We start from the raw sequence: 20525 nt of genomic DNA, 5'->3' as shown, positions 1-20525 counted from the left end.
GAACGTACACCTCTGATTTTCTTTCCGTGATGTCGCCTTCTTCCGGTGTGAAGCTTTTCGGAAATTGCCCGTTCATGAGAGGACGGCTTATTTTAAGAAACCTTCTTTGAAGATGTCCAGCAGATGTTCAAGCGTCGTCGGATCGCTGTAAGACGAAGCCTCTGTGTCGATTTCGATCACATGCTTGTTTTTGACGGCCGGGATATTCTTCCAGGTTTTCGTTTGCATAAACGAGTTGTCTCCCGCCGCGCTTTTGCTGAGAACGATGTAATCCCCGGCATAATCGCCAAGCACTTCCGGGGAGAGCGTATAGTATCCAGGGCCAAGCGCATCCGCTTTGACCTTCTCCGGCATGTTCAGCCCCATCGCCTGATACAGCAGCTCGGTTCCGCGCGCCCAGGCGTTGCCGAACACGTAGAAGTTTTTCGAGTCGGTCTCGAACACCGATACGGTCGCGTTTTCGCCGATCTTCTTCTTAATTTCTTCTCCGATTGCTTTAGCCCGTTTCGAAAAGTCATCCACCCAAGCTTTCGCCTCCTGCTCCTTGCTCAGCAGCTTCCCGATTTCAATCTGCTGCGCCAAATAGTCCCTTTTTCCCCATGTATAGGCGACGGTAGGCGCGATTTGTTCCAGCTTTTTGATATTTTTGCTGCTGGCGTCGGCAATGATCAAATCCGGATTCAGCTCGATGATCTTCTCCAGATTGCCGTCGGAGACGACCTCTACCCCTTTGAGTTTCCCGGTGAACAGCGGATTTTTCTCCGTCCATTCATCTACGCCGACGAGCGTTCCCCCGAGGGAAAGCACGTTCGGCGCGTTCGTCAGAGCGACGATCCGCCGCGGATTGGCCGGCACGTCGACCGGGCCCAGCTCGGATTGATACGTGACTTTTTCCGTGCTCGCCGCAGACCCGGCCGCGGCTGATGCCGGTTCGCTCGCGATCGGGCCGGCGTTCGAGGGATGTTTAGAGGCGTTGTTCCCGCAAGCGCCGAGCAAGATGACGGACAACATAAAAACGATGGGCAAAAATAACTTTTTATTCATTTCCAGGCCCCTTTAATTGATATTGATTCTCAATCTCATTTGTTAAATTTACAATACCAATATTTATTAGGGCTGTCAACGAATATTCCGTGACCCTGCTGGGTCAAATCGTTAGCCGTTTTGTCTCCAGGCCTCCAGGTTCAGTTCATTGTTGAGCGCCGCCGCGGCAAACGCCCCTTTGGCTGCGGCCGCAACGGCCTGATGCAGCCGCGACGCCGCATCTCCGGCGGAATAGACGCCCGGAACGGTCGTTTTTCCAAAATCGTCGACGACGACCATCCCATCCTCCGTTAAGCGGCAACCGATCGCTTGCGGCAAATCCGAGCCCGTCGTCAGCTCCGGCTTAAAAAAGATCCCCCTGCAAGGAATGGACGTGCCGTCTTCCAGAACCACTTGTCGCACGATCCCCTCGTTGGATTCAATGTTAAGGATCGGCGATTCGAACAAAGGCACTTGATGCCGCCGGAGTTCTTCCCGCTGATCGTCCGTCAGCCCGGCGGGGCCGTTCGTGCAGACCGTAAAACGATTCGTCCATCCGGAAATTAGCGGTGCGAAGTGCATCAGATCCGCCCCTTTTACGATAACCACGAGCGGCTCGTCCCTTAATTCCCAACCATCGCAATACGGGCATACAAACGCGCTTTTTCCGTAAACCTCAGCCAGCCCGGGAATGTCGAGCGGCCGATCCTTCATTCCGACGGCAAACAGCAGCTTTTTGCTCGCATACAGGTTTCCTTGGGCCGTTTCGATTTGAAAATTCCCATCCTCGCCCGCAATTGATACGGCCGTATCCTCCACGAGAGTGACCGAAGGATAGGCGCCAAGTTCTTCTTTCGCAATACGCCGAAATTCAAAAGGGCTGACGCCGTCGCGGGTAAGAAATCCGTGGGTCTCGCGGGTAACCGCGTTACGGGGTTTGCCTTCATCGATCACCGCAACATGCTTCCTCGCCCGCCCAAGCATAAGGGCCGCATTCAGCCCGGCCGGTCCCCCGCCGATAATCACCGCATCCAAAAGTTGTTTGCTCATCATCATTTTTATACCTCCATAGATCTATAATGTCCATAATTAAAGCGCAAGAAGTGTATCACTTCTTGTTTGCTTCCGGATTGCAACGCTCCGAAGCCTCGTTCAGCACCGTTTGGATCGTATGTTCCCGCAAATACTGGTGAAGCTGGCGTTCCGCGCCGAACATCACTTTCTCGATCAAACATCCGTTTTTCCCCGGGCTTTCCTGCTCTGTCGATGCAGTCCCCTCTTCTGCTAACAACCGATGCTGCCGCGATTCGGAAGTCGAGCATTCGAACATGCCCTGTCTTCCTTCAATCACTTGTATCACGTCCAGAAAAGTAATCTGATCCGCCTGCCGCGCAAGCTCATAACCGCCGTTCACTCCCGGTACGGCACGTACGATCCCATCCTGTCTCAGCTTGGACATGATTTTGGATAAGTAGCTTTCCGAAACGCCAAGCGTGGCGGATAATTCCTTGATCCCGACGTTATGGCCTTTGTGGCCGTTGCCGTTATGAGGAATCTTCGCGAGAGCCAAATGAAGCAAGGCGTGCAGCGCATAATCCGTACTTTTGGAGAACTGCATGGTTTGCACCTCCTCTCTAACCATTATCATTATTATGGATATCTAATATCTATAATATTCGAATGGTGGCAAAAGCGCAAGTCCCCTATTTTGAATCCATCATTCCTCATCATATTCTGCATATGTCCAAACCCGCTCAACCTTTTCGAAGGTTGCGATGCCATGTTGATTGTTTTGTGATCTTTTTACGGCCTGATTTGAGATATTCGTTTGTTATGATACATCATGCAAAGCACGGCCAGGGCGGAACCTAAACCGCGCTCGCCGCGACACAATACCGGATGAAGGAGGTTTTCAAATGGGCTTGGACAACGGCCATTTTTCGTTTTTCCCGTTTGGCGCATTATTTTGTCTGACGCTTTTTAGTTTTGTTGCCGTTCGAATCTATGCTATCAGGCAGCGGTACAAGGTTCAGCTAGCAAAGGATCCCGAATTCGCTTCGATTCTAAAAAGCCGGATGGCGAAAGGCGAACTGGACGAAAACGAATATCGCAGGCTGAAAGATCTTCTGGCAAAAAAATAAAGTTTAGGAGGTTTGGCAAATGCTGAACGTTCAAATCGTGCTGTTTGACGGCTTCGACCTGCTGGATGCCATTGCGCCATTCGAGGTTTTCAGCGCAGCTTCATTGCATGCCAAAAACGCGGTAAGCGTACAATTCGTCACCGCCGAAGGACCAAGATCCGTGACCAGCGGCATAAACGGGTTGAACATCGAGGCAAGCGGCACGCTGGATCCGGAGCAATCCGGAATTATCCTTGTGCCCGGCGCGTCCGGAGAAATCGAGGGTGACGGTCCCGATTCGATCCCGGCGATTCTGGGGCGGGCGGTACATACATCAGTCATCGATTTGGTGGCCCGGGCGCTTGGGCAACAAGACGTCATTGTCGCTACGGTATGCGGCGGTTCTCTGTTGCTCGCCATGGGGGGATTGCTGGAGGACAGACCGGCCGTCACGCATCATCTGGGCATGGAATTGCTTGGAGCGACCGGCGCTGTACCCGTTCCGGCACGTGTCGTGGACCATGGCAATCTGGTTACCGGAGGGGGCGTCACCTCAGGACTCGACGTTTCTCTTTATTTGGTCGAGCGTGAGCTTGGGCCGCGCATCGCGCACGCCGTAGAACGGCTGTTTGAATATGAACGAAGAGGAACGGTATGGAGAGAGACCGGAATGGCGCTAGGCCGTCAGGACGCCTTGACGGGAACCGAACCGAGCAGCGCATCGGATGAAGCTCCCGAGGTACATGAACGCCCGAGCCCGGATCGCCTTATCGCGCGAGCCTCCGATTTCGACGGGGATTGGGATACGGTGATCGCCACGCCGGTCGGAAAAATGCAAGTCAGGCTGTCCATATCGACCCGACATGGGACGATACGCGGCAAAGCGACTCAGGGAAATGAAACGGTTGAGTTTATCAATCCCGTTCTCGAGGACAACATGCTTACCTGGATGCTGCGGATCACGAAACCGATGCGCCTCCATTTGAAATTCGAGGTTGCCGCCGACGGGGACCAAATGGTCGGAATCGCCAAGGCCGGCATGCTGCCGGCGTCGAAATTGACCGGCATGCGGATTTCCTGACGGAAAGCGGCATCGGCAACAAAAATAAAAGCCGCGGAGGTTTGGCATGACATGATGAAACGAAAAGCGCTATACACGCTTCTTGCCTGTGCAAGCATCTTATTTATCCTTTACGCCCTGACGCAAAACTATATCATCGATCCCGGAGCCGAGGCATTTTTAAGCCATAAAACCGGACTGAAACGGGAGCTGAATCTCCCCGCTTGGTTGAACGTGATGTACGTCCATGTCGCGTTTGCCTGCATCGCCATGGCGGCGGGCCTGCTTAATTTTTCGAATCGCATGTTCGAAAAAAGCCGCCGATTCCATCGCGTCAACGGCTACGTTTATTTTCTATCCGTGCTCATTGTCGTGCTGACTTCCGGATACATGGCTCCATACGCCACCGGCGGCAAATTAAGCGGCATGGCGTTCAATGCGCTGAATATCATCTGGCTGCTCATCAGCATCACGGCGCTTGCGCAAATCAAAAAGAAACGGATCGACCGCCACCGGAACTGGATGATCCGAAGTTATGCCTTTTGTTTTACGAACCTGTTCATCCATCTCATCACTTCCCTTTTCCACCGGGGATTCGGAATGACGTACGTCACCAGCTATACCATTAGCATCTACGTCTCCATCGTACTGCTGCTGATTATTCCTGAAATCATCGTTCGAAGGATCGGGCGGACCGGAGATGCTGCCATCGCCTCGTAAATAAGGCGGCCTGCCCGCCTGTTAGATGAATTGCAGGTGTTCTTGTATAAAATACTCCAAACGCTAAAAAGGCTCCGTTTCTTAAAGCCGCATCAGCGAGAAAGGATAAGTATTCCATGAAAAAAATTTTAGGATTGCTCATGGCCATTTCGCTGGTCATAAGTTTATTGGCTCCTGCAGCAAGCGCTGCATCGGCAGACAAAAAAGAAGCTTCCAAGGCCAATAGCCTTCATGTGCAGATCGTATTGTACGATGGGTTTGACCTCATGGACGCGTTGGGGCCGTATGAAGTATTTGCGGCCGCGGGCATGTTCGCCGAAGGAAAGGTGTCTGTCGAATTGGTGTCGGCGGAAGGCAAACGTTCCGTACCGAGCGGCCTGAAGGGGCCCGCCCTGGAAGCTCAGGCCGCCTTAAATCCGAATCGTCCGGGAATCATCGTGGTGCCCGGGGCTTCGGGCAAGCCGGCGGGAAATTCGGAAGATGCCGTCCCGATGATATTACGGCAGGCCAAAAATACAGACTTGACGCGTTTGATAAAACAGGCTTTGGATAATAAGAATGTGACCGTAGCTACGGTATGCGGTGGTTCTTTGCTGCTTGCCATGGACGGTTTGTTAAAGGATAGACATGCCGTTACGAATCAAATGGGCATGGCTGCGTTAAAAGCCGCTGGCGCAATTCCGGTCAATGCCAGAGTCGTGGAAGACGACCCCCGGCTGGTGACCGGCGGAGGCGTAACCTCGGGACTGGACGTGGCGCTGTATTTGGTCGAGCGTGAGTTAGGTCCCCGAATCGCCAATGCCATCGAAAACTTGTTCGAATATGAACGAAAAGGCACGGTATGGCGGGCCGAAGGCATGATGCCGACCGACTTTGGGGCGAATTCCGCTGCAATCCGTTGACACCTTAAAACTTCAGCGGTTACCTGAAAGAAGTGTCGTTGGTGAATGAACGGCACTTCTTTTGTCGCAGGTCACCCCACTTACAAAATGGGGATGAGGATGCTCCAAAGCGCAGTTCTTCCGCCGATCACTGCCCTTTTTCTAACCAACATGCCATGTTTCTAAGATGATTTTCGTTTCGACCGGCCCCAATAAAAAAATGCCGCCTATTGGCGGTCGGAAGCTTCTAATGCACGCAGAATATTTTTTTGTTCTTCCAACAATTCGTCAATTCGTCGTTCGGCATCATACCTTGCATGGGTTTAAAAGGTTATGGTAGCTCTCCAGGAACCTCCGCCTTGGGTACAACGATACGTTCCAGTTACCGTTCGGCCGTCGCCGGAGAGGGTACCGGTGTATTCACAGTTGTTTCCGTCGCTGCTGTTTCTCCGCAGAACCTGGACATTGTTGCCGTATATGTTGATCGTCAACACGGCCGTGATTTCCTGAGCTCCGGGCATCGTCCATCTGGCGTCGAAAACGTTGCTGTTCCCGCGGCGGGTCCATACGCCGTTCCATCCGCCCTCCTGCTCATGCCAGATTCGTCCCAGGCGGGCTCTCTCGCGATGAATGATGGTTGCCGTCCAAGTGCCCTGACCCCGGATGCATCGAAAATTGCCGCTCACCGTTCGGCCGTCCCCGGAAAGCGTGCCGGTGTACACGCAGGTATTCCCGTCGCTGCTGTTTTGCCGCAGGACATAAACGAAATTGCCAAACATATGGATCGTCAACACGGCCGTGATGGCCTGAGCCCCCGGCATGGTCCAGGTAGCATCGAACGTATTGCTGTTCCCCCTTCTGCGCCATATGCCTCTCCAAGGACCTTCCTGCTCGTGCCATTCGACTCCCAATTCCTGCTGACGTACTGCAGGATCGGAGGCTTCGGTCGGATAACCGCCGGGATCATTCACGACGCCGTAAGCATACGGGTTGTAACCATGGGGCGCATAACCGGACGGACCGTAATGGTATGGATACATTCATATTCTCCTTTACTGTACCGATTTAGCAACATAATATGACGGGATAAATGCCTATGTGACTTGCAAACGCCTAAATTGGGCTCATGCCGGCGTGATTTGCTCATAAAAAAAAAAGCGTTAAACCTCCGCTAAAGGAAGGTTTAACGCTTAATGTGACAGACAATGCAAAGCGGTCCTGCTTGAAATCTATGACTCTTCATGCACCTGCTTGGCCCGATGAACCGTCAAAGTCACCCGATTGGTTTCGCACATGAACGTGGAGAGATGCACAGGCTCATCTTTCGCGTCGAAGGCGACTTTCAAAATCCGGAACAAATTCGCCCCGACATCGCATTCGAGCAGCCTGGCATAGTCCTTCGTCGCGCTGATGACATCGATTTCTTTATCATTGCTTACGATTTCCGTTCCGTATTCCTCGGCCAAAATTTTATACGTGGACTCGTTCATCGCGATTTTTTTCTCCAGATCGGGGAAGCGGGTCAGCGAATAATGCGCGATATCGTAGAACAGCGGACGCTCATTGACATACATGAGACGCTCCAACTCCAGGACAGGGCTGCCGACATCAATCCGAAGATGCCCGGCCACTTCTTCGGTCGCTTCGATGACGTTGCTCCGCAGAATGCGGGAATTCGGAATCATGCCAAGCTGGTGGCTGAACTCCGAGAATCCGCTTACAGACAGCAGCTCGTTGTGAAATTTGTTGGACGCCACAAAGGTCCCCCGCCGCGGAATCCGGGTTAGGGCCCCTTCCCGCACCAATTCCTCGATCGCCTTGCGGATCGTAATCCGGCTCACGTTATAAATGTCGCATAGCTCGGCTTCCGTCGGGATTTGCTCATCCGGCTTGTAGCGCCCGTGCTGGATGTCATTCTTCAACATTTGCCGGATCTGCATATAGAGCGGCTGAGGGGTTGAAGGATTTAAATTCATTGAACATTCATCCTTATCCATCAATGATCTTTTCTTATCCCTCTATTATACATTGATGGTCCCGCCCAGTCACCATGCGGCAAAATAGCCGATGGTTTTTGCGGCCCTTTGCGCCCCTTGCTCCAAGCATCTTTCGATCGGAAGCCCTTTCAAAGTCCCGTAAATAAACCCGGCGATAAAAGAATCCCCGGCCCCGAGCGTATCGATGACCTCCACTTCGACGATGCCGTGCTTATAAAATCGAACGCCGTCGTATGCCAGCGAGCCGTTTTCGCCAAGGGTGGCCACGACGATTCGGGAACCCCCAGCCTTGATTTTCTTCATCAGATTCCGGATATGCTCGTCATCCTGCGTATAAGACAAAAAAGGATAGTCCACATAAGGCGAAAGCGTCGTCACGAGTTCATGGTCCAACTTATCGGCAAAGTCAAAAGAGGTCAAGAGCCCCTTTTCTTTAAAATAAGGAAAATAACTGTCGGCATGGCCCCAAATGGCGGAATGGACGAGCTGGAACGACTCCGTAAACCGAAGATCCTCCGGGCTGAGGCAGAAGCCGGCCATTACGCCCTCCTCATAATCGCCCAGCTTTCTTTCGTTGCCTGCCATTTCGACGTAGGTGATCGCAGTGGTTCCTTCTTTTGCGCAAACCCTTGACGTATCCACGCCCTTCCCCTGAATCGCCCGGACCATGATCTCCCCGTAACGGTCGGTTCCTACCCAGCCGATATAAGCGGTGTCCGCGCCCAGCTCGGACAAGTAAACCGCCACGTTCACCGGGTTTCCTCCCGGGTAAGCCTCGCCTGTCGATTGATACACGTCCATGCAGTTGTCTCCGACGGTCACGATTCGCATCTTCTCTCACCTTCCCCGTGTTCAAAGAAGGAGTGCCGGATGGCATCGCAGCACTCCCGATCCGTATTAATATTCCATTTTGCGGTAGTATCTTCTCAGCGTCAGCGGATGGTTTCTTTCGCGTTCCAGGTAGACGCTGATCCGGCTGAGCAGCGCCCAGTTGATGCTGACGGCAAAATGTTTCCGGAACTCGTCGCTGATGCCTTCCATCGCAAAGTCTTTGGTGTCGATCACCGTCAATCGCTTCGTGACTTTTTCGGCAAACCGCTCTACGCGGTCCGTCAGCGGCCGGGTTTCATCCTCGCCCTTCAGCAGGATGACGCTGGTATCTTCCACCACCAGCTCGAGCGTACCGTGGAAGAACTCGGCCGCATGAATCGATTTGGCCTTGATCCACTGCATCTCTTCCAGCACGCACATGGCGTACGAATACGTATTTCCCCACAGGTTTCCGGAGCCGACCATCATGTGGTAGTCGGTGTCTTTATGCTCAATGGCAAAAGCCTCCGCCTTGTTGTCGAACGTTTTGACGGCATCCAGAATGGCCCGCGGAAGCAGGGCGACTTCCTTCGTGAACTGCTCGTATTGAGGAAATTCGTTACGGTTATGCATGAACCGGAATACGACCATGTACAGCAGCATGAAAAACGTATCGAAGGAATGTTTCTCCGATCCCGTCGTGATGCAGTGGTCCACCAGCTTGGTGATCGGTGTATCCGGCTCGGCTACCAAAGCAAAGGTTGTTGCTCCCCGCGCTTTGCAGTATTCGATGGCCTCGATCGTCTCTTTGGTGGTTCCCGATACCGAGGTGAAGATACATACCGAATCCTTGCTGAAATGCTTGTTGTTCATCACGACGAATTCGGCGGCGATTTCGGCATGCACGTCGATCGTCGAGTTGGATTTGAGGATATATTCGTAAGGGTACATCATGGCGATCGTGCCGCCGGCGCCGATCATGAAGATGTTGCTGTATCCTTTCCGGCAGATCCCGTCCACAATCTCCTCGATTTGGCTTCGATAAGCGAGTCCTTCTTTTTCAACGAGTCTCAGGAATAGCTCTTCATCAAAATTAAACATTGATCTTATCCTCCTGTACTGGAGCAGGTGCAGCTCCGATTCTTTATTTGTTATGCCTTGTATTATAACTAGATAATACTTTTATGACAATCATTTTTTGCAAGAAAGGAATGTTAAGCCACGATATGCGGGTTGTTGTCTTGTTCCCTTTTCCGGCCGTATTTCTTTTCCCAATAATAATAGACGGGCAGGCCGGTGGCGATGACGATCAATGCCGCGATCATCCCCTGGAGCGGAGCCCAAGTAAACGTTCCCCAAGCGAGCCACGCCGCTCCAAGAATGGCCAGAATCGTCGTCACTCTCCACAGAGGCATTCGGTAGATCGGCTGATAATCCTCCCTCTTCCGGCATTTATAGACGGCCGCAAAGTCCAAAATGTTGATGACCAGCTGGATCAGCGTAAAATACCCGAGCAGCGAAGTTAAGTCGCTGAAAAACACGAGGATGCAAGCATACGTCACCTGGGCCAAAATCGAAAAACTCGGCGTTTCATATTTGGGGTGGACCTTGGCAAACCGCCGAAAGAACAGCCCGTCTTTGGCCATGGCATATTCCAGGCGGGGCTGGAACATGATGCAAGAGCTTAAGGAACCTAGAATGACGATGATGGCCGTAACCGCCACGAATGGGGACGCAATGTTGGCCAACCCCGGAATATAGCCGACGGCATCGGACACGGCGGCGCTGGAGCCCAGCAATTTGTCAAAAGGCATGAGCCCCGTGATGCACACCGAAAGCAGCGTGTATAACCCCAGGACAATCAGCACCGAGCTAATCAGCGCTTTCGGCAGCACTTTGCCCGGATTCCGGATTTCCCCCGCCATGAAGCAGATCGACGCCATGCCTGTGTATGCCCAGGTGGTGGCTGAGATGCCGCCAATCAAGCTGCCCTTAGCGGAGCCGGGCGCGGGAGTGTAGGAAAAGTGGTCGTAGTTCATGTACATCAAACCTAAAACGATGACGATCAGAAACGGAATGATTTTGATCAGCGTAATGACGACTTGAAACCGTCCCCCCTCTTTCACGCTGCGGTAATGAATGGAGGTGATGAACAGAATGATCGCGATTCCCAGCAATTTGCCGGCAATCCCCGTAAAAAACGGGAAGAAGCTTGCAAGATACGTGACGATCGCCAGCGCCATGATCGAAATGGATGGAGGGTCAAGCGCCCAGAACGTCGCCCACCCGTAGAGGAAGGCAAGCGGTCGCCAGCCCGCCTTGTTCAGATAAACGTAACCGCTTCCATTTTCGGGATAGGCCGTTGACAGCTCCGCCAGCACCATGACCTGCGGGATGGCGATCACGCCGCCGATAATCCAGGCCAGAATCGATATCGAGGGCAATCCCGCCGCTCTGGCCACGTCTCCCGTCGAGACGAAAATCCCGGAGCCGATCGTCGTTCCCACGGCCAAGGCCAAAGCGGACCAAAAGCCCAACTTCCTAGTCAGTGTGCCATTACTCATCGTGAGTTCCTCCAAATCAAGATGATTAGATGCCCAGTTCCCTTATTTTTCGGACCGAATGCATGACGGTATCGTGCGGGTCCTGATAATAATGAAATCCCATGATTTCCAAAGTACAGGTGCCTTGATACCCATGCCTCTTGAGATTGTCAAGATAACCTCTCCAATCCAGCGCCCCGTCGTCCAAAGCCAGATGAGCGTCCGTCGCTCCGTCCCCGTCGATTAGGTGGAAATGGCACAGCTCCGGCAGCGTGGAGAAATAATCCTCCGGCGTCTCCCCGGCCAGCTGCATCGCGACGGTGTCGATCATTCCCTTTAGTGCCGGTGACCGGATCTCGTCCATCATGCTTTGGATGCCTTTGACATCGGTGATGAGGTTCGATTCGAAGCGGGTCAAAGGCTCCAAAGCAAGCGTGACTCCCTCCCGCTCGGCCAGCTTGGACAGTTGACCGATCGAGTCGGCGGCATACTTCCAGGATTCCTCGACGGCTGCATGAAAGCTCCCGATTCCGGAAGTGACCAGCATCATGTCGGCGTCCAACTCCAGCGCCGCGTATACGTTTTCGACGAAGTAATCCACGCTTTTCTGCCGCAGCTCTGGATCGGAGGCCGCGAGATTAAACGGATATACGCATTGTTCGGGGGTATAGCAGACCACCTTCATGTTTCTTGACCTGAGCTCCTTCCTAATGCGCCTTAATCGGCCAATCCCTCCCCGATACACGTAAAAATGGGGTTCGCCTGCCCACAGCTCAATGTGTTCTACGCCCAGCTCTGTCATGGAATCGAGAAAATGCTCGAACGGATAATGCCTGTACGTAATGTTCATTCCTGCAATATTCATGGCTCCACCTCCTAATGAAAACGCTTTTAATTGTTATGTCTTGTATTATATTCAATCAATACATTAATTTCAATCCATTTCGCAAAAAAATCCCGTCAAAAGTTCCCTGAAGGAGGAAGAACTGTTGACGGGCGCAACTTCGGAAATTTTGAAGGCTGGAGTTATTGGGCATTTGGCTTGTGACGTTCGCCGCTGTACTTAGTCTTTTGCTTGATAAGACGCCATCCGGTTTGACGGGTTGTTACCCTTGGGCGACGTTATGGACCGCTGCGCCTTCTCCGCTTGCGAACCGGTACGCATGCTGCCGATCAGGACCATTCCGGCTATGACCAGCAATCCGCTCATCCATTGATGCCAACCGGTCTCTTCTTTCAGCAGCCAGACGGATAATATCAAGGCCGTAAACGGCATCATGCCCGAAAAAGCGGCGGCCGTCGATGCGCTGCAGCGCCGGATTCCCGCATACCAGCAAACAAACGCAAGCGCGGTCACAACCGGGCCATACCAAACTAAAGCCAGCCACCCCAGCCAGCCGATCCCCGCCAATGACGCCAGCGGATGCTCCGACAAGCTCGGGATGAAGCTGATCGTCCATGCCATCGCGGATACCAACACGGTCTGCACGGCCGGATGAATGTTTTGTTGTTTATTGACGCGCAAGGCAGCAGCCGCTCGGGAAAGGACATTAAACAACGACTCGCACGCCGCGGCGCAAAGGACCAGAAGATTTCCTTGGAGATGTTCATAAGTAAAACGGCTGCCCGGCAAAAACAAACCTTGAATAAGCAGGATCCCGAAAACCGTGCAAAGCACCCCGAGGATGCGCGTGACGTTCGTCTTCTCGCGCAGCAGCAGCATGGCGAACAGGACGGTGATCGCCGGGGTTGCGCCCGTCAATATTCCAGCCTCCGACGAGCTTGTCCGGGCGAGCCCAAGGAGCAGAAACATCCGGAACAAAAAGACCCCAAACACCGCCTGGCTGAACAGGAGGACCCAATCCCTTGCCGCGAGCGAACGAATCGTCCTAAACAGCTTCCTTGAGCAAAACGGCAGCAGACAAACCAGCGAAATCAGCAGGCTTACGGATGTGATCGTAAACGTCCCCAGCTCCCCGTTCACAAACGTTGCGGCGACGACGGAGGTGCCGGCCAGCCCGAATGCGCACCCCAAATAAAAAAATCCTTTCATACGTTCCATCTGCTTCACTTCCCCCGAAATAGTGGTTTGGATCCAAAATGACTGTTACAATCATAGTGGAATATACTGGTATGCAAAAGAACCAGTTCGTCAATAGATTTTACGAACCAGTTGGAGGACCGCATGTGGGGAATGAATTTGAATCGGAACCTGGATATTTCATTGAAGCGGCAAATTTACCAAAACTTAAGGGATCAGATGTTGGCCGGAACGCTGAAAGCGGGCGACCCGCTTCCCTCCACGCGCGAATTGGCCAAGGCGCTTTCCGTTTCCCGGAATACCGTGAACGAAGCTTACGAAATGCTGATTGTCGAGGGTTACGCGGAAAGCCGGCAAGGGGCGCCCACCCGGGTGGCCGAAGGGCTGATCCTGAACCGGGAACGGAACGATGCGGCAGGAACGCGGCGCGAACCGGAGGCTGCGCCTTTAATCCTGGCCGATTTTAAGACAGGCCAGCCGGATTTGCGCCTGTTTCCGCGTTATGTTTGGCAGCGTGCTTTCCAAAAGGCATTGAGCGGGATGCCGGCCGATTTGCTCGGTTATACCGGACCTCAAGGTTTGCTCGAATTGCGTCAAGAGATTGCCTCCTGGCTTATGCGAAGCAAAGGAATCGCCGTCGATGCTGGAGACATATTCATTACGGCCGGCGCCACGCAGGCGCTTCACCTGGTTTCCGACCTTTTGTATGCGGAACATCAATTCATGCTGGTCGAGGACCCGTGCAATATCGAGATGATTCAGACGTTCATCCGGAAGGGATACACGGTGGTCCCCGTGCCGGTGGATGCGCAAGGAATCCGGACCGAGACCTTATGCAAAGGGCAGCCCGGTCCGGTATACGTCACGCCTTCGCATCAATTTCCTCTCGGCGGCATCCTGCCGGCGTCAAGGCGGACCGCTTTGATTCGTTTCGCCCGCTCCTGCGGCAGTTACATCGTCGAAGACGATTACGACAGCGAATTCAGGTATTACGGGGAACCTGCGTCCCCCCTTTATGCGATGGCTCCCGAACGGGTCATCTACATCGGAACGTTCAGCAAAGTTCTATTTCCCGCGCTCCGCATCGGTTATGTCATTGTCCCGCGGGAACTGCAGAAGCGCTGGCGCAGGCTGCGCACGTATACGGACGTCCAGAATCCACCGTTTGAACAAGCCGCGTTAGCCGAGTTTCTGCGTACCCGAACATTTGACCGGCATATCACAAAAATGCGGAAAATATACAAGCAGCGCCGCCAAATTCTTTTGGATTCGCTAGGAGATTGTTTTGGGGACGGGTGGCGCCCCTGGGGGGATGCCGCGGGTCTTCATCTGGCCGTCGAATTTGACGGGATGGTTTTTAACGATGCTTTCCGGGACGATGCCCGCCGGAACGGGATCCGCATTGCGCCGGTGGAACACCACTGCCTTCGGAAAGGCGAGCATCATAACAAGCTGCTGTTAGGGTATGGCCATCTGGAGCCGGAGGATATCCGCTCAGGAATTTATCGGCTGCGCGAGTTCATGAAGCAGGCTAAAGATTCATAGAAAAAAAGATCCCATCATTCAAGAAATCAATGGGATCTCCGGTTCTCAGGCGCATTCGCTTCCAAAAACCCCGTAATCGCAGCCAGGATCATTTTACCGATCCCTTTCTTTTGATGCTCCGGCTTTGGTCAGCTTAGGATATTTCACTATATTTGTGAGGAGATATGTTTCGAGGAACCAAAAATCTGCGAATCTGCAATTGTAACATAATGACCAGGCCGTTCTACATAAAATTACAAAGCCATCGGGAACCGAAAAAACGGAAGGACCCGTCGTACCCACAAGTGTGTGTACCCGTCTCCGTCCCATGTTCACCGTTTTTTACGAGTTCGACATCTTCTGGAAGCAGTTAAAACCGTTCCAAGGAGGAAAATTGGGCATGTATCCATCTTACCCGTATTACGGCTCGGAGGTGCAGTGCAAACAGGTCCCGATCACGTTTCCGCCGCAAAAGCAGGATCGGCAGCCGGGAATTGAATCGGTCATGAACCCTCGACCTATCGCTGAAAATCCCTATTATAAGGGATCCGGAAAACTTGCGAACAAAATCGCGGTGATAACGGGAGGAGACAGCGGGATTGGGCGCGCCGTCTCGATCGCATTCGCCAAGGAAGGCGCGGATGCGGCCATCGTCTACTATAACGAACACCAAGATGCAGCCGATACGAAAAACAGAATCGAGCAGCTGGGAAGACGGTGTCTTTTAATTTCTACCGATTTGAAGGAAGAAAAAGCATGCCGTGAGGCGATCGGACAAATCGCCGGTTTTTTTGGCAGAATCGACGTTTTGGTCAATAACCATGGAGTCCAGTTTCCCCGGAAAAGCATCCTTGACATATCGGGGGAACAGCTTGAATTCACGTTCCGCACCAACATCTTCTCCTTTTTTTATTTGACCCAGGCGGCGCTGCCTTATATGAAGGAAGGAAGTTCGATCATTAACACCGCATCCGTGACGGCTTATCGAGGAGAAAAAACGTTGATCGATTATTCTTCGACAAAGGGAGCCATCGTATCGTTCACGCGTTCGTTATCCCTGAATTTGACAGACCAAAAAATCCGCGTCAACGGCGTCGCGCCCGGCCCCATATGGACTCCGCTCATCCCGGCTTCTTTTTCTCCGGAACGGGTCAAACATTTCGGCGTAGAGGTGCCCATGAAACGAGCGGGGCAGCCTTTTGAGCTGGCACCCGCCTATGTTTATTTGGCCTCTGACGATTCTTCGTATGTATCGGGTCAAATTCTTCACGTCGGCGGCGGCGAAATGGTCGAATCATGATATGAGCTTTCGCCCTATCCAAACCGAAATCCAATGGATAAGACTGCTTTGACGAAGCTCAAAAGCGCCTCCCGCCCGTGGAAGACGCTTGTTATCGAGCACATAAGTTCCTTCAGAAAACGAAATACCGAACCGGGGACGCTGCCGTCTTTTTCGAGGTACCGCCGATTCAGCGCGCCCCGTCCGTTTCTTCTTCCCAGACCCTGAAATTTTCGCTGCACGTCGTACGCGTGACTTTCAGGTATTGGTGTCTCGTAATGTTCGAACCGATTTCGGAGGCGCCGTTTCCTTTCACATGGATGCAATTTTCAGGGATCGGCGTTCTCATCCCGTCTTGCCCGACATAAAAATATTGGTCCGTTACCGTTCCGTATTCCATGTCCGGATTGGAGGTATCGTAGGTCCCGTCCTCCCGGATCGGAATGACATCGTATTTGCCTTCTTTTGCAAGCCTTGGCGCGCCCGCAACGTTGTAATTGACCTGTATGTCGCCCTCGAAACCTTCAGGTATCAAAAATAGGTCGTCCGTCGTTGTCGTTTTGGTCAAGGAAGCAACGGTAATCCCTAACATGATACTGACTCCAATGGCCGTGATTATCGTACCCCAAATAAACCTATGACACGGTACATCTTCCCCCTCTCGCCATCGATCCTTGAAAGCAAAGCCTTTACTTGATAGTACTTTTTTTCACTTGCAGATTCCAGCCGATTCCCTGCGCCGGCCAATGGGCCGTCCATCGGTTCGAGACCTATTGGAACAACCTCCATTCGGATGCAAGGTGCCCGTACTCGTTAAACGCTTTTTGGTTTGGGAAAGTTGCGGAACATATCATGGATATCCGTCTCTTTGGAATTTCAAAAAAACAAACTCTTCCCCGCAAGCGGGAAGAGTTTGTCGCGACAAACGCCTTTCGCGTAATTTATTAGCGGTTTTCTATGGCTTCATCGGATGATCGAATGCGCTGTTATTCAAAAGCATCCGTAACGTCGCCTTTAGAAGCCGATGTTACCAATCGGGCATATTTGGCGAGCACGCCAGACGTGACCTTAAGCGGGGGCTGTACCCATGCCTGTTTCCGCGCAGCCAGCTCCTGCTCCGTTACCTCGAACGAAATTTGCTGCGTCTCGCTGTCGATCGTTACCAGATCCCCGCTTTTCAGCAGCGCGATCGGGCCGCCCACCTGGGCTTCAGGCGACACGTGACCGACCACAAAACCATGCGATCCTCCCGAAAATCTGCCGTCCGTGATAAGCGCTACTTCCCCTCCAAGACCTTTGCCGACGATGAGCGCGGTGACCGACAGCATCTCCGGCATTCCGGGTCCCCCCTTCGGGCCGCAGTAACGGATGACCAACACGTCTCCTTTATGAATTTCATTCCGCAAGATGGCTTCGGTTGCTTCTTCCTCGCTGTCATATACTTTCGCCTGTCCGACGAATCGCGACTTTTGCATTCCCGACATTTTGGCGACAGCCCCTTCGGGCGCGAGGTTCCCCTTCAAAACGACTAAGGGGCCGTTCGGCTTCAGCGGCTTATCCAACGGGCGAATAATGTCTTGATCGTCCTTCAGCGGAGCAGCCTCTGCCAGATTTTCAGCCAATGTTTTCCCGGTTACGGTCAGGCAATCCCCGTGGAGAAGGCCTTCTGCAAGCAGCAGCTTCATCACGCCGGGAACGCCGCCGATATCGTTCAAATCCTGCATGGCGTGTCGGCCGCTGGGCTTCAGGTCGGCCAGGTGCGGAACGCGTAGACGGATCCGCTCGAAATCGTCCAATGTCAGATCGACGCCTACCGAGTGGGCAATGGCCAGCAAATGGAGGAACGCATTGGTCGAACCGCCCAACGCCATGACGACCGTAATTGCATTTTCAAACGCTTTTTTCGTCATGATGTCTCTCGGATAAATATCCTTTTCAAGCAGCGAAATCACCTGCTTTGCCGCTTCCGCGCATTCAGCCGCTTTGCCTTGGGAAATTGCCGGCGTTGAAGAAGACCCGGGAAGGCTCATTCCCATCGCTTCCGCCGCTGCGGCCATCGTATTGGCGGTGTACATGCCGCCGCAAGAGCCCGGTCCCGGACACGCGCTGCATTCCACCTTGTGGAGCTGCTCATCCGTCATCTTCCCGTCATGATATTTCCCTACCGCCTCGAAAGCAGTCACGATATAAACGTTTTTTCCATCCAGCTTGCCGGGTTGAATCGTACCGCCGTAAACGTAAATCGCCGGCAAGTTCATCCGTCCGATCGCCATGAGGCAGGCGGGAGTATTTTTGTCACATCCCCCGATGGCAATCAGGCCGTCGAATCGTTTCGCGCCTGTTACGATCTCAATCGAATCCGCAATGGCTTCACGGCTCGGCAGGGAGAACAACATGCCTACGTGCCCCATGGAAATGCCGTCCGAAACCGTAATCGTATTAAAAATAAGCGGTGCGCCGCCATTTTCCCGCACCCCGCGTTTGGCCTGCAAGGCCAAATCGTTGATGTGCATATTGCACGGGGTCACTTCGCTCCATGTACTGGCTACGCCAATCATGGGCTTCTTGAAATCTTCATCGGTAAAACCTACGGCCCGCAGCATCGCCCTGTTAGGCATTCTGTTGACCCCTTCGCTGATGACCTTGCTGCGAATGCGCAAATCTTTGCTTTTCTCCATCATGCTTTCGCCCCCATCTTTTATTGAATTAATTGTTGCAGCTCCTGCATCGGACGGATAAAGTTTTGCTCCATCATCGCCTTGGCCCGACGTCCGTCCTTTTGCTCTAAAGCGGCAATGATCGAGGCATGTTCCTCGACCGAAACCTGCGTGGCCGTCATCGGCTGTTTTAAAAACACATATTTAAAACGCCGGATATGAATTTGAAGCGAGGTGCTGAATGCAGCGACATAAGGGTTATCCGAAAGCTCGACAATGAGGTTATGGAATTGCTCGTCCGCCTCCATCGCCTGGTAAGCCTGGCCCGTCTTGATGGCATTCGCAAATTCCAGATTGATCGCCCGCAGCTGTTCGATCTGATCCGGCACGATCGCCTCTGCCGTCGCTTCGGCCGCCAAACCTTGGAGAACCGCCATCGTGGAGTACATTTTGAAAATGTCTCCTTTTTCGATCGCCGTGACTTTCGTTTCTTTGCCGGGATGGGTCGATACGAGGCCCTGGACTTCCAACAGCTGAAAAGCCTCGCGGATTGGCGTCCGGCTGACGCCAAGCGATTCGGCCAGCTCGGCGTCGAGCAGCTTTTCCCCCGGCTGCAGCGTGCCGTCGATGATCCAGCGCTGGATTTGGGAAAAAGCCCTTTCCTTTGCGGTCATTCGTACTGGCGAAACAAAATTTTTAGGTACGGGCATGGTCATCATCCTTTGTTAGCTATCTTTGTATGCAATATATCGCATATGTATATTAATTTCAATCGTTTTTTTGCAATGTGGGCATCCGCGGGAGGTTCGTTCAAAATAAAACCGTCCTGGCAAATGCCAAGACGGTTTTCATCGCTTGTTCATCCATTAAGATTCTGCGTACAGGCTTTTCAAATAAGCAATATCCTCAAGCAAAGCTTGCGCAAACGTATCATCGATCTTTTTGCCGCTTAACGCCCGAACTTCATTCTCCTTGGCGTTTAATGCATTGAGGGTTGTTTTCCCGTCTTCAGTGTTCTCGATCCGATTGATTTTGACTAGCAAGCTATTCGCAGTCCCTTGATGATGAATCCATCCTTTTTCGCTTCCAAGCCGAATCGCCTCCTCCAAATGCCGCAGGTCCGTCGTTACGAGAAAGCGATAATGACGTACGGCTTCGTTACCGGCTACGTCGACAGCTTTGACTTCAATCCAATGATCACCGAACGATAAATCGTAGGGTTCCAGAGCGATCTTTTGCCCCATCGCCATACCATCGAGCTTGACCGTAACGGCTCCTAGTCCGCTTAACGCATCCGTCGCTTCTATAGCGGCATGGAACGCATCCGTCCGATACACCGTTTCCGTCACCGTAGCCTGGATGTTGGGAGCGGTTTGGTCGATCGTAAACGAAACCGATTTTTTCGGCTCTGCATTGCCCGCCTTGTCGATGGAACGATATTCGATCGTATAGGCTCCTTCGGATTCCGCATACACGCTGCGGCTGACCGTCGACCACTCGCCGTCCCCCATTCGCACTTCGGTTCGTTTCACTCCCCAGCCTCCCGGCTGGTCTTCCGCCGTAAACTCGAGCTTAACCGGTTCCTTATAAAAGACGGAGGGCTCCGTGCTGCCGTTGAGATGAACTGTCGTAACCGGCGGGGTCGCATCCATGCTCACGATCTCTAGATAGGGGGCATAGGCACCGTTTTCGTTCTCCTTGCTTCGCACCGTAGCATACAAGTCGGAGTTGACTTGCTGTAGCGCCAAACTGACCGTTTTATCCCCTTTGAGCTGCGATCGCACATATTCCGTTACGTCGAATGTTCTCCACTGCTGTTCGCCGGCAAACGTAACCGTATCCAGCTGCCCCCCTATGGCCGGGATGTTGT

At 52.9% G+C, this 20525-nt stretch carries 20 protein-coding genes; 6 read left to right on the top strand and 14 right to left on the bottom strand.

Annotated features, from left to right (window positions below; translation table 11 throughout):
- Positions 1-87 precede the first annotated feature (87 nt).
- The 3 genes from KI367_RS17720 to KI367_RS17710 form a co-directional block, all read right to left on the bottom strand.
- The gene (locus KI367_RS17720; protein WP_212951277.1) at positions 88-1044 is read right to left on the bottom strand and encodes an iron-hydroxamate ABC transporter substrate-binding protein; all 957 of its coding nucleotides are present in this window, start codon (positions 1042-1044) and stop codon (positions 88-90) included.
- 111 nt (positions 1045-1155) lie between these two features.
- Positions 1156-2073 carry an NAD(P)/FAD-dependent oxidoreductase gene (locus KI367_RS17715; RefSeq protein ID WP_212951311.1) on the bottom strand — a complete coding sequence of 306 codons (918 nt, stop codon included), beginning with the start codon at positions 2071-2073 and terminating at the stop codon, positions 1156-1158.
- Between the two features lie 58 nt (positions 2074-2131).
- Entirely contained in the window at positions 2132-2641 is a 510-nt protein-coding gene (locus KI367_RS17710) for an RrF2 family transcriptional regulator (protein ID WP_212951275.1), read from the bottom strand.
- Between the two features lie 298 nt (positions 2642-2939).
- On the opposite strand from KI367_RS17710, the gene KI367_RS17705 reads away from it, so the two are divergent.
- The 4 genes from KI367_RS17705 to KI367_RS17690 all read left to right on the top strand — a co-directional run bounded on the left by KI367_RS17705 (position 2940) and on the right by KI367_RS17690 (position 5825).
- Positions 2940-3164 (top strand): SHOCT domain-containing protein, encoded by a 225-nt coding sequence (locus tag KI367_RS17705; protein ID WP_036713273.1) that lies wholly within the window; start codon positions 2940-2942, stop codon positions 3162-3164.
- 19 nt (positions 3165-3183) lie between these two features.
- Positions 3184-4224 carry a DJ-1/PfpI family protein gene (locus KI367_RS17700; RefSeq protein ID WP_212951273.1) on the top strand — a complete coding sequence of 347 codons (1041 nt, stop codon included), beginning with the start codon at positions 3184-3186 and terminating at the stop codon, positions 4222-4224.
- 51 nt (positions 4225-4275) lie between these two features.
- Positions 4276-4923, top strand: a complete 648-nt coding sequence (locus KI367_RS17695) for a DUF2306 domain-containing protein (protein WP_212951272.1) — start codon at positions 4276-4278, stop codon at positions 4921-4923.
- A 116-nt stretch (positions 4924-5039) separates the two neighbouring features.
- The gene (locus KI367_RS17690; protein WP_212951270.1) at positions 5040-5825 is read left to right on the top strand and encodes a DJ-1/PfpI family protein; all 786 of its coding nucleotides are present in this window, start codon (positions 5040-5042) and stop codon (positions 5823-5825) included.
- Positions 5826-6127: 302 nt separating this feature from the next.
- Here the strand turns inward: KI367_RS17690 and KI367_RS17685 are convergent, their stop codons facing one another.
- The 7 genes from KI367_RS17685 to KI367_RS17655 form a co-directional block, all read right to left on the bottom strand.
- Positions 6128-6844, bottom strand: coding sequence for a hypothetical protein (locus KI367_RS17685; RefSeq protein ID WP_212951268.1), 717 nt, complete (start codon positions 6842-6844; stop codon positions 6128-6130).
- 189 nt (positions 6845-7033) lie between these two features.
- The gene (locus KI367_RS17680; protein WP_212951266.1) at positions 7034-7780 is read right to left on the bottom strand and encodes a GntR family transcriptional regulator; all 747 of its coding nucleotides are present in this window, start codon (positions 7778-7780) and stop codon (positions 7034-7036) included.
- A gap of 69 nt (positions 7781-7849) precedes the next feature.
- Positions 7850-8632, bottom strand: coding sequence for a fructoselysine 6-kinase (frlD, locus tag KI367_RS17675; RefSeq protein WP_212951265.1), 783 nt, complete (start codon positions 8630-8632; stop codon positions 7850-7852).
- A 66-nt stretch (positions 8633-8698) separates the two neighbouring features.
- Complete coding sequence (locus tag KI367_RS17670; protein WP_212951263.1) at positions 8699-9712, bottom strand: SIS domain-containing protein; 1014 nt, start codon at positions 9710-9712, stop codon at positions 8699-8701.
- A 113-nt stretch (positions 9713-9825) separates the two neighbouring features.
- A complete protein-coding gene (locus tag KI367_RS17665; RefSeq protein WP_212951261.1) occupies positions 9826-11175 on the bottom strand; it encodes an amino acid permease in 1350 nt (449 codons plus the stop codon).
- 25 nt (positions 11176-11200) lie between these two features.
- Complete coding sequence (locus KI367_RS17660) at positions 11201-12019, bottom strand: sugar phosphate isomerase/epimerase family protein (protein WP_212951259.1); 819 nt, start codon at positions 12017-12019, stop codon at positions 11201-11203.
- Between the two features lie 198 nt (positions 12020-12217).
- Positions 12218-13216, bottom strand: a complete 999-nt coding sequence (locus tag KI367_RS17655; RefSeq protein ID WP_212951257.1) for a DMT family transporter — start codon at positions 13214-13216, stop codon at positions 12218-12220.
- 132 nt (positions 13217-13348) lie between these two features.
- Between KI367_RS17655 and pdxR the strand changes: the two genes are divergently transcribed.
- Together pdxR and KI367_RS17645 are read left to right on the top strand one after the other, a co-directional pair.
- Positions 13349-14740: a MocR-like pyridoxine biosynthesis transcription factor PdxR gene (pdxR, locus tag KI367_RS17650; RefSeq protein WP_246537058.1), complete on the top strand. Its 1392-nt coding sequence runs from the start codon at positions 13349-13351 to the stop codon at positions 14738-14740.
- A 379-nt stretch (positions 14741-15119) separates the two neighbouring features.
- Complete coding sequence (locus KI367_RS17645) at positions 15120-16019, top strand: SDR family oxidoreductase (RefSeq protein ID WP_212951255.1); 900 nt, start codon at positions 15120-15122, stop codon at positions 16017-16019.
- Between the two features lie 169 nt (positions 16020-16188).
- Here KI367_RS17645 and KI367_RS17640 read toward each other — a convergent pair whose 3' ends face one another.
- The 4 genes from KI367_RS17640 to KI367_RS17625 form a co-directional block, all read right to left on the bottom strand.
- Positions 16189-16590 (bottom strand): DUF6843 domain-containing protein, encoded by a 402-nt coding sequence (locus tag KI367_RS17640; protein ID WP_212951253.1) that lies wholly within the window; start codon positions 16588-16590, stop codon positions 16189-16191.
- A gap of 394 nt (positions 16591-16984) precedes the next feature.
- Positions 16985-18676 (bottom strand): dihydroxy-acid dehydratase, encoded by a 1692-nt coding sequence (ilvD, locus tag KI367_RS17635; RefSeq protein WP_212951310.1) that lies wholly within the window; start codon positions 18674-18676, stop codon positions 16985-16987.
- A 20-nt stretch (positions 18677-18696) separates the two neighbouring features.
- A complete protein-coding gene (locus KI367_RS17630) occupies positions 18697-19365 on the bottom strand; it encodes a GntR family transcriptional regulator (RefSeq protein WP_212951252.1) in 669 nt (222 codons plus the stop codon).
- A gap of 156 nt (positions 19366-19521) precedes the next feature.
- Complete coding sequence (locus KI367_RS17625) at positions 19522-20511, bottom strand: OmpL47-type beta-barrel domain-containing protein (RefSeq protein WP_246537062.1); 990 nt, start codon at positions 20509-20511, stop codon at positions 19522-19524.
- Between the last annotated feature and the right edge of the window lie 14 nt (positions 20512-20525).

Source organism: Paenibacillus cookii (genome assembly GCF_018333375.1).
GTDB lineage: Bacteria > Bacillota > Bacilli > Paenibacillales > Paenibacillaceae > Paenibacillus_AQ > Paenibacillus_AQ cookii.
The sequence above is the reverse complement of the archived record's forward strand: the minus strand, read 5'-3'. Positions and strand labels throughout refer to the sequence as shown.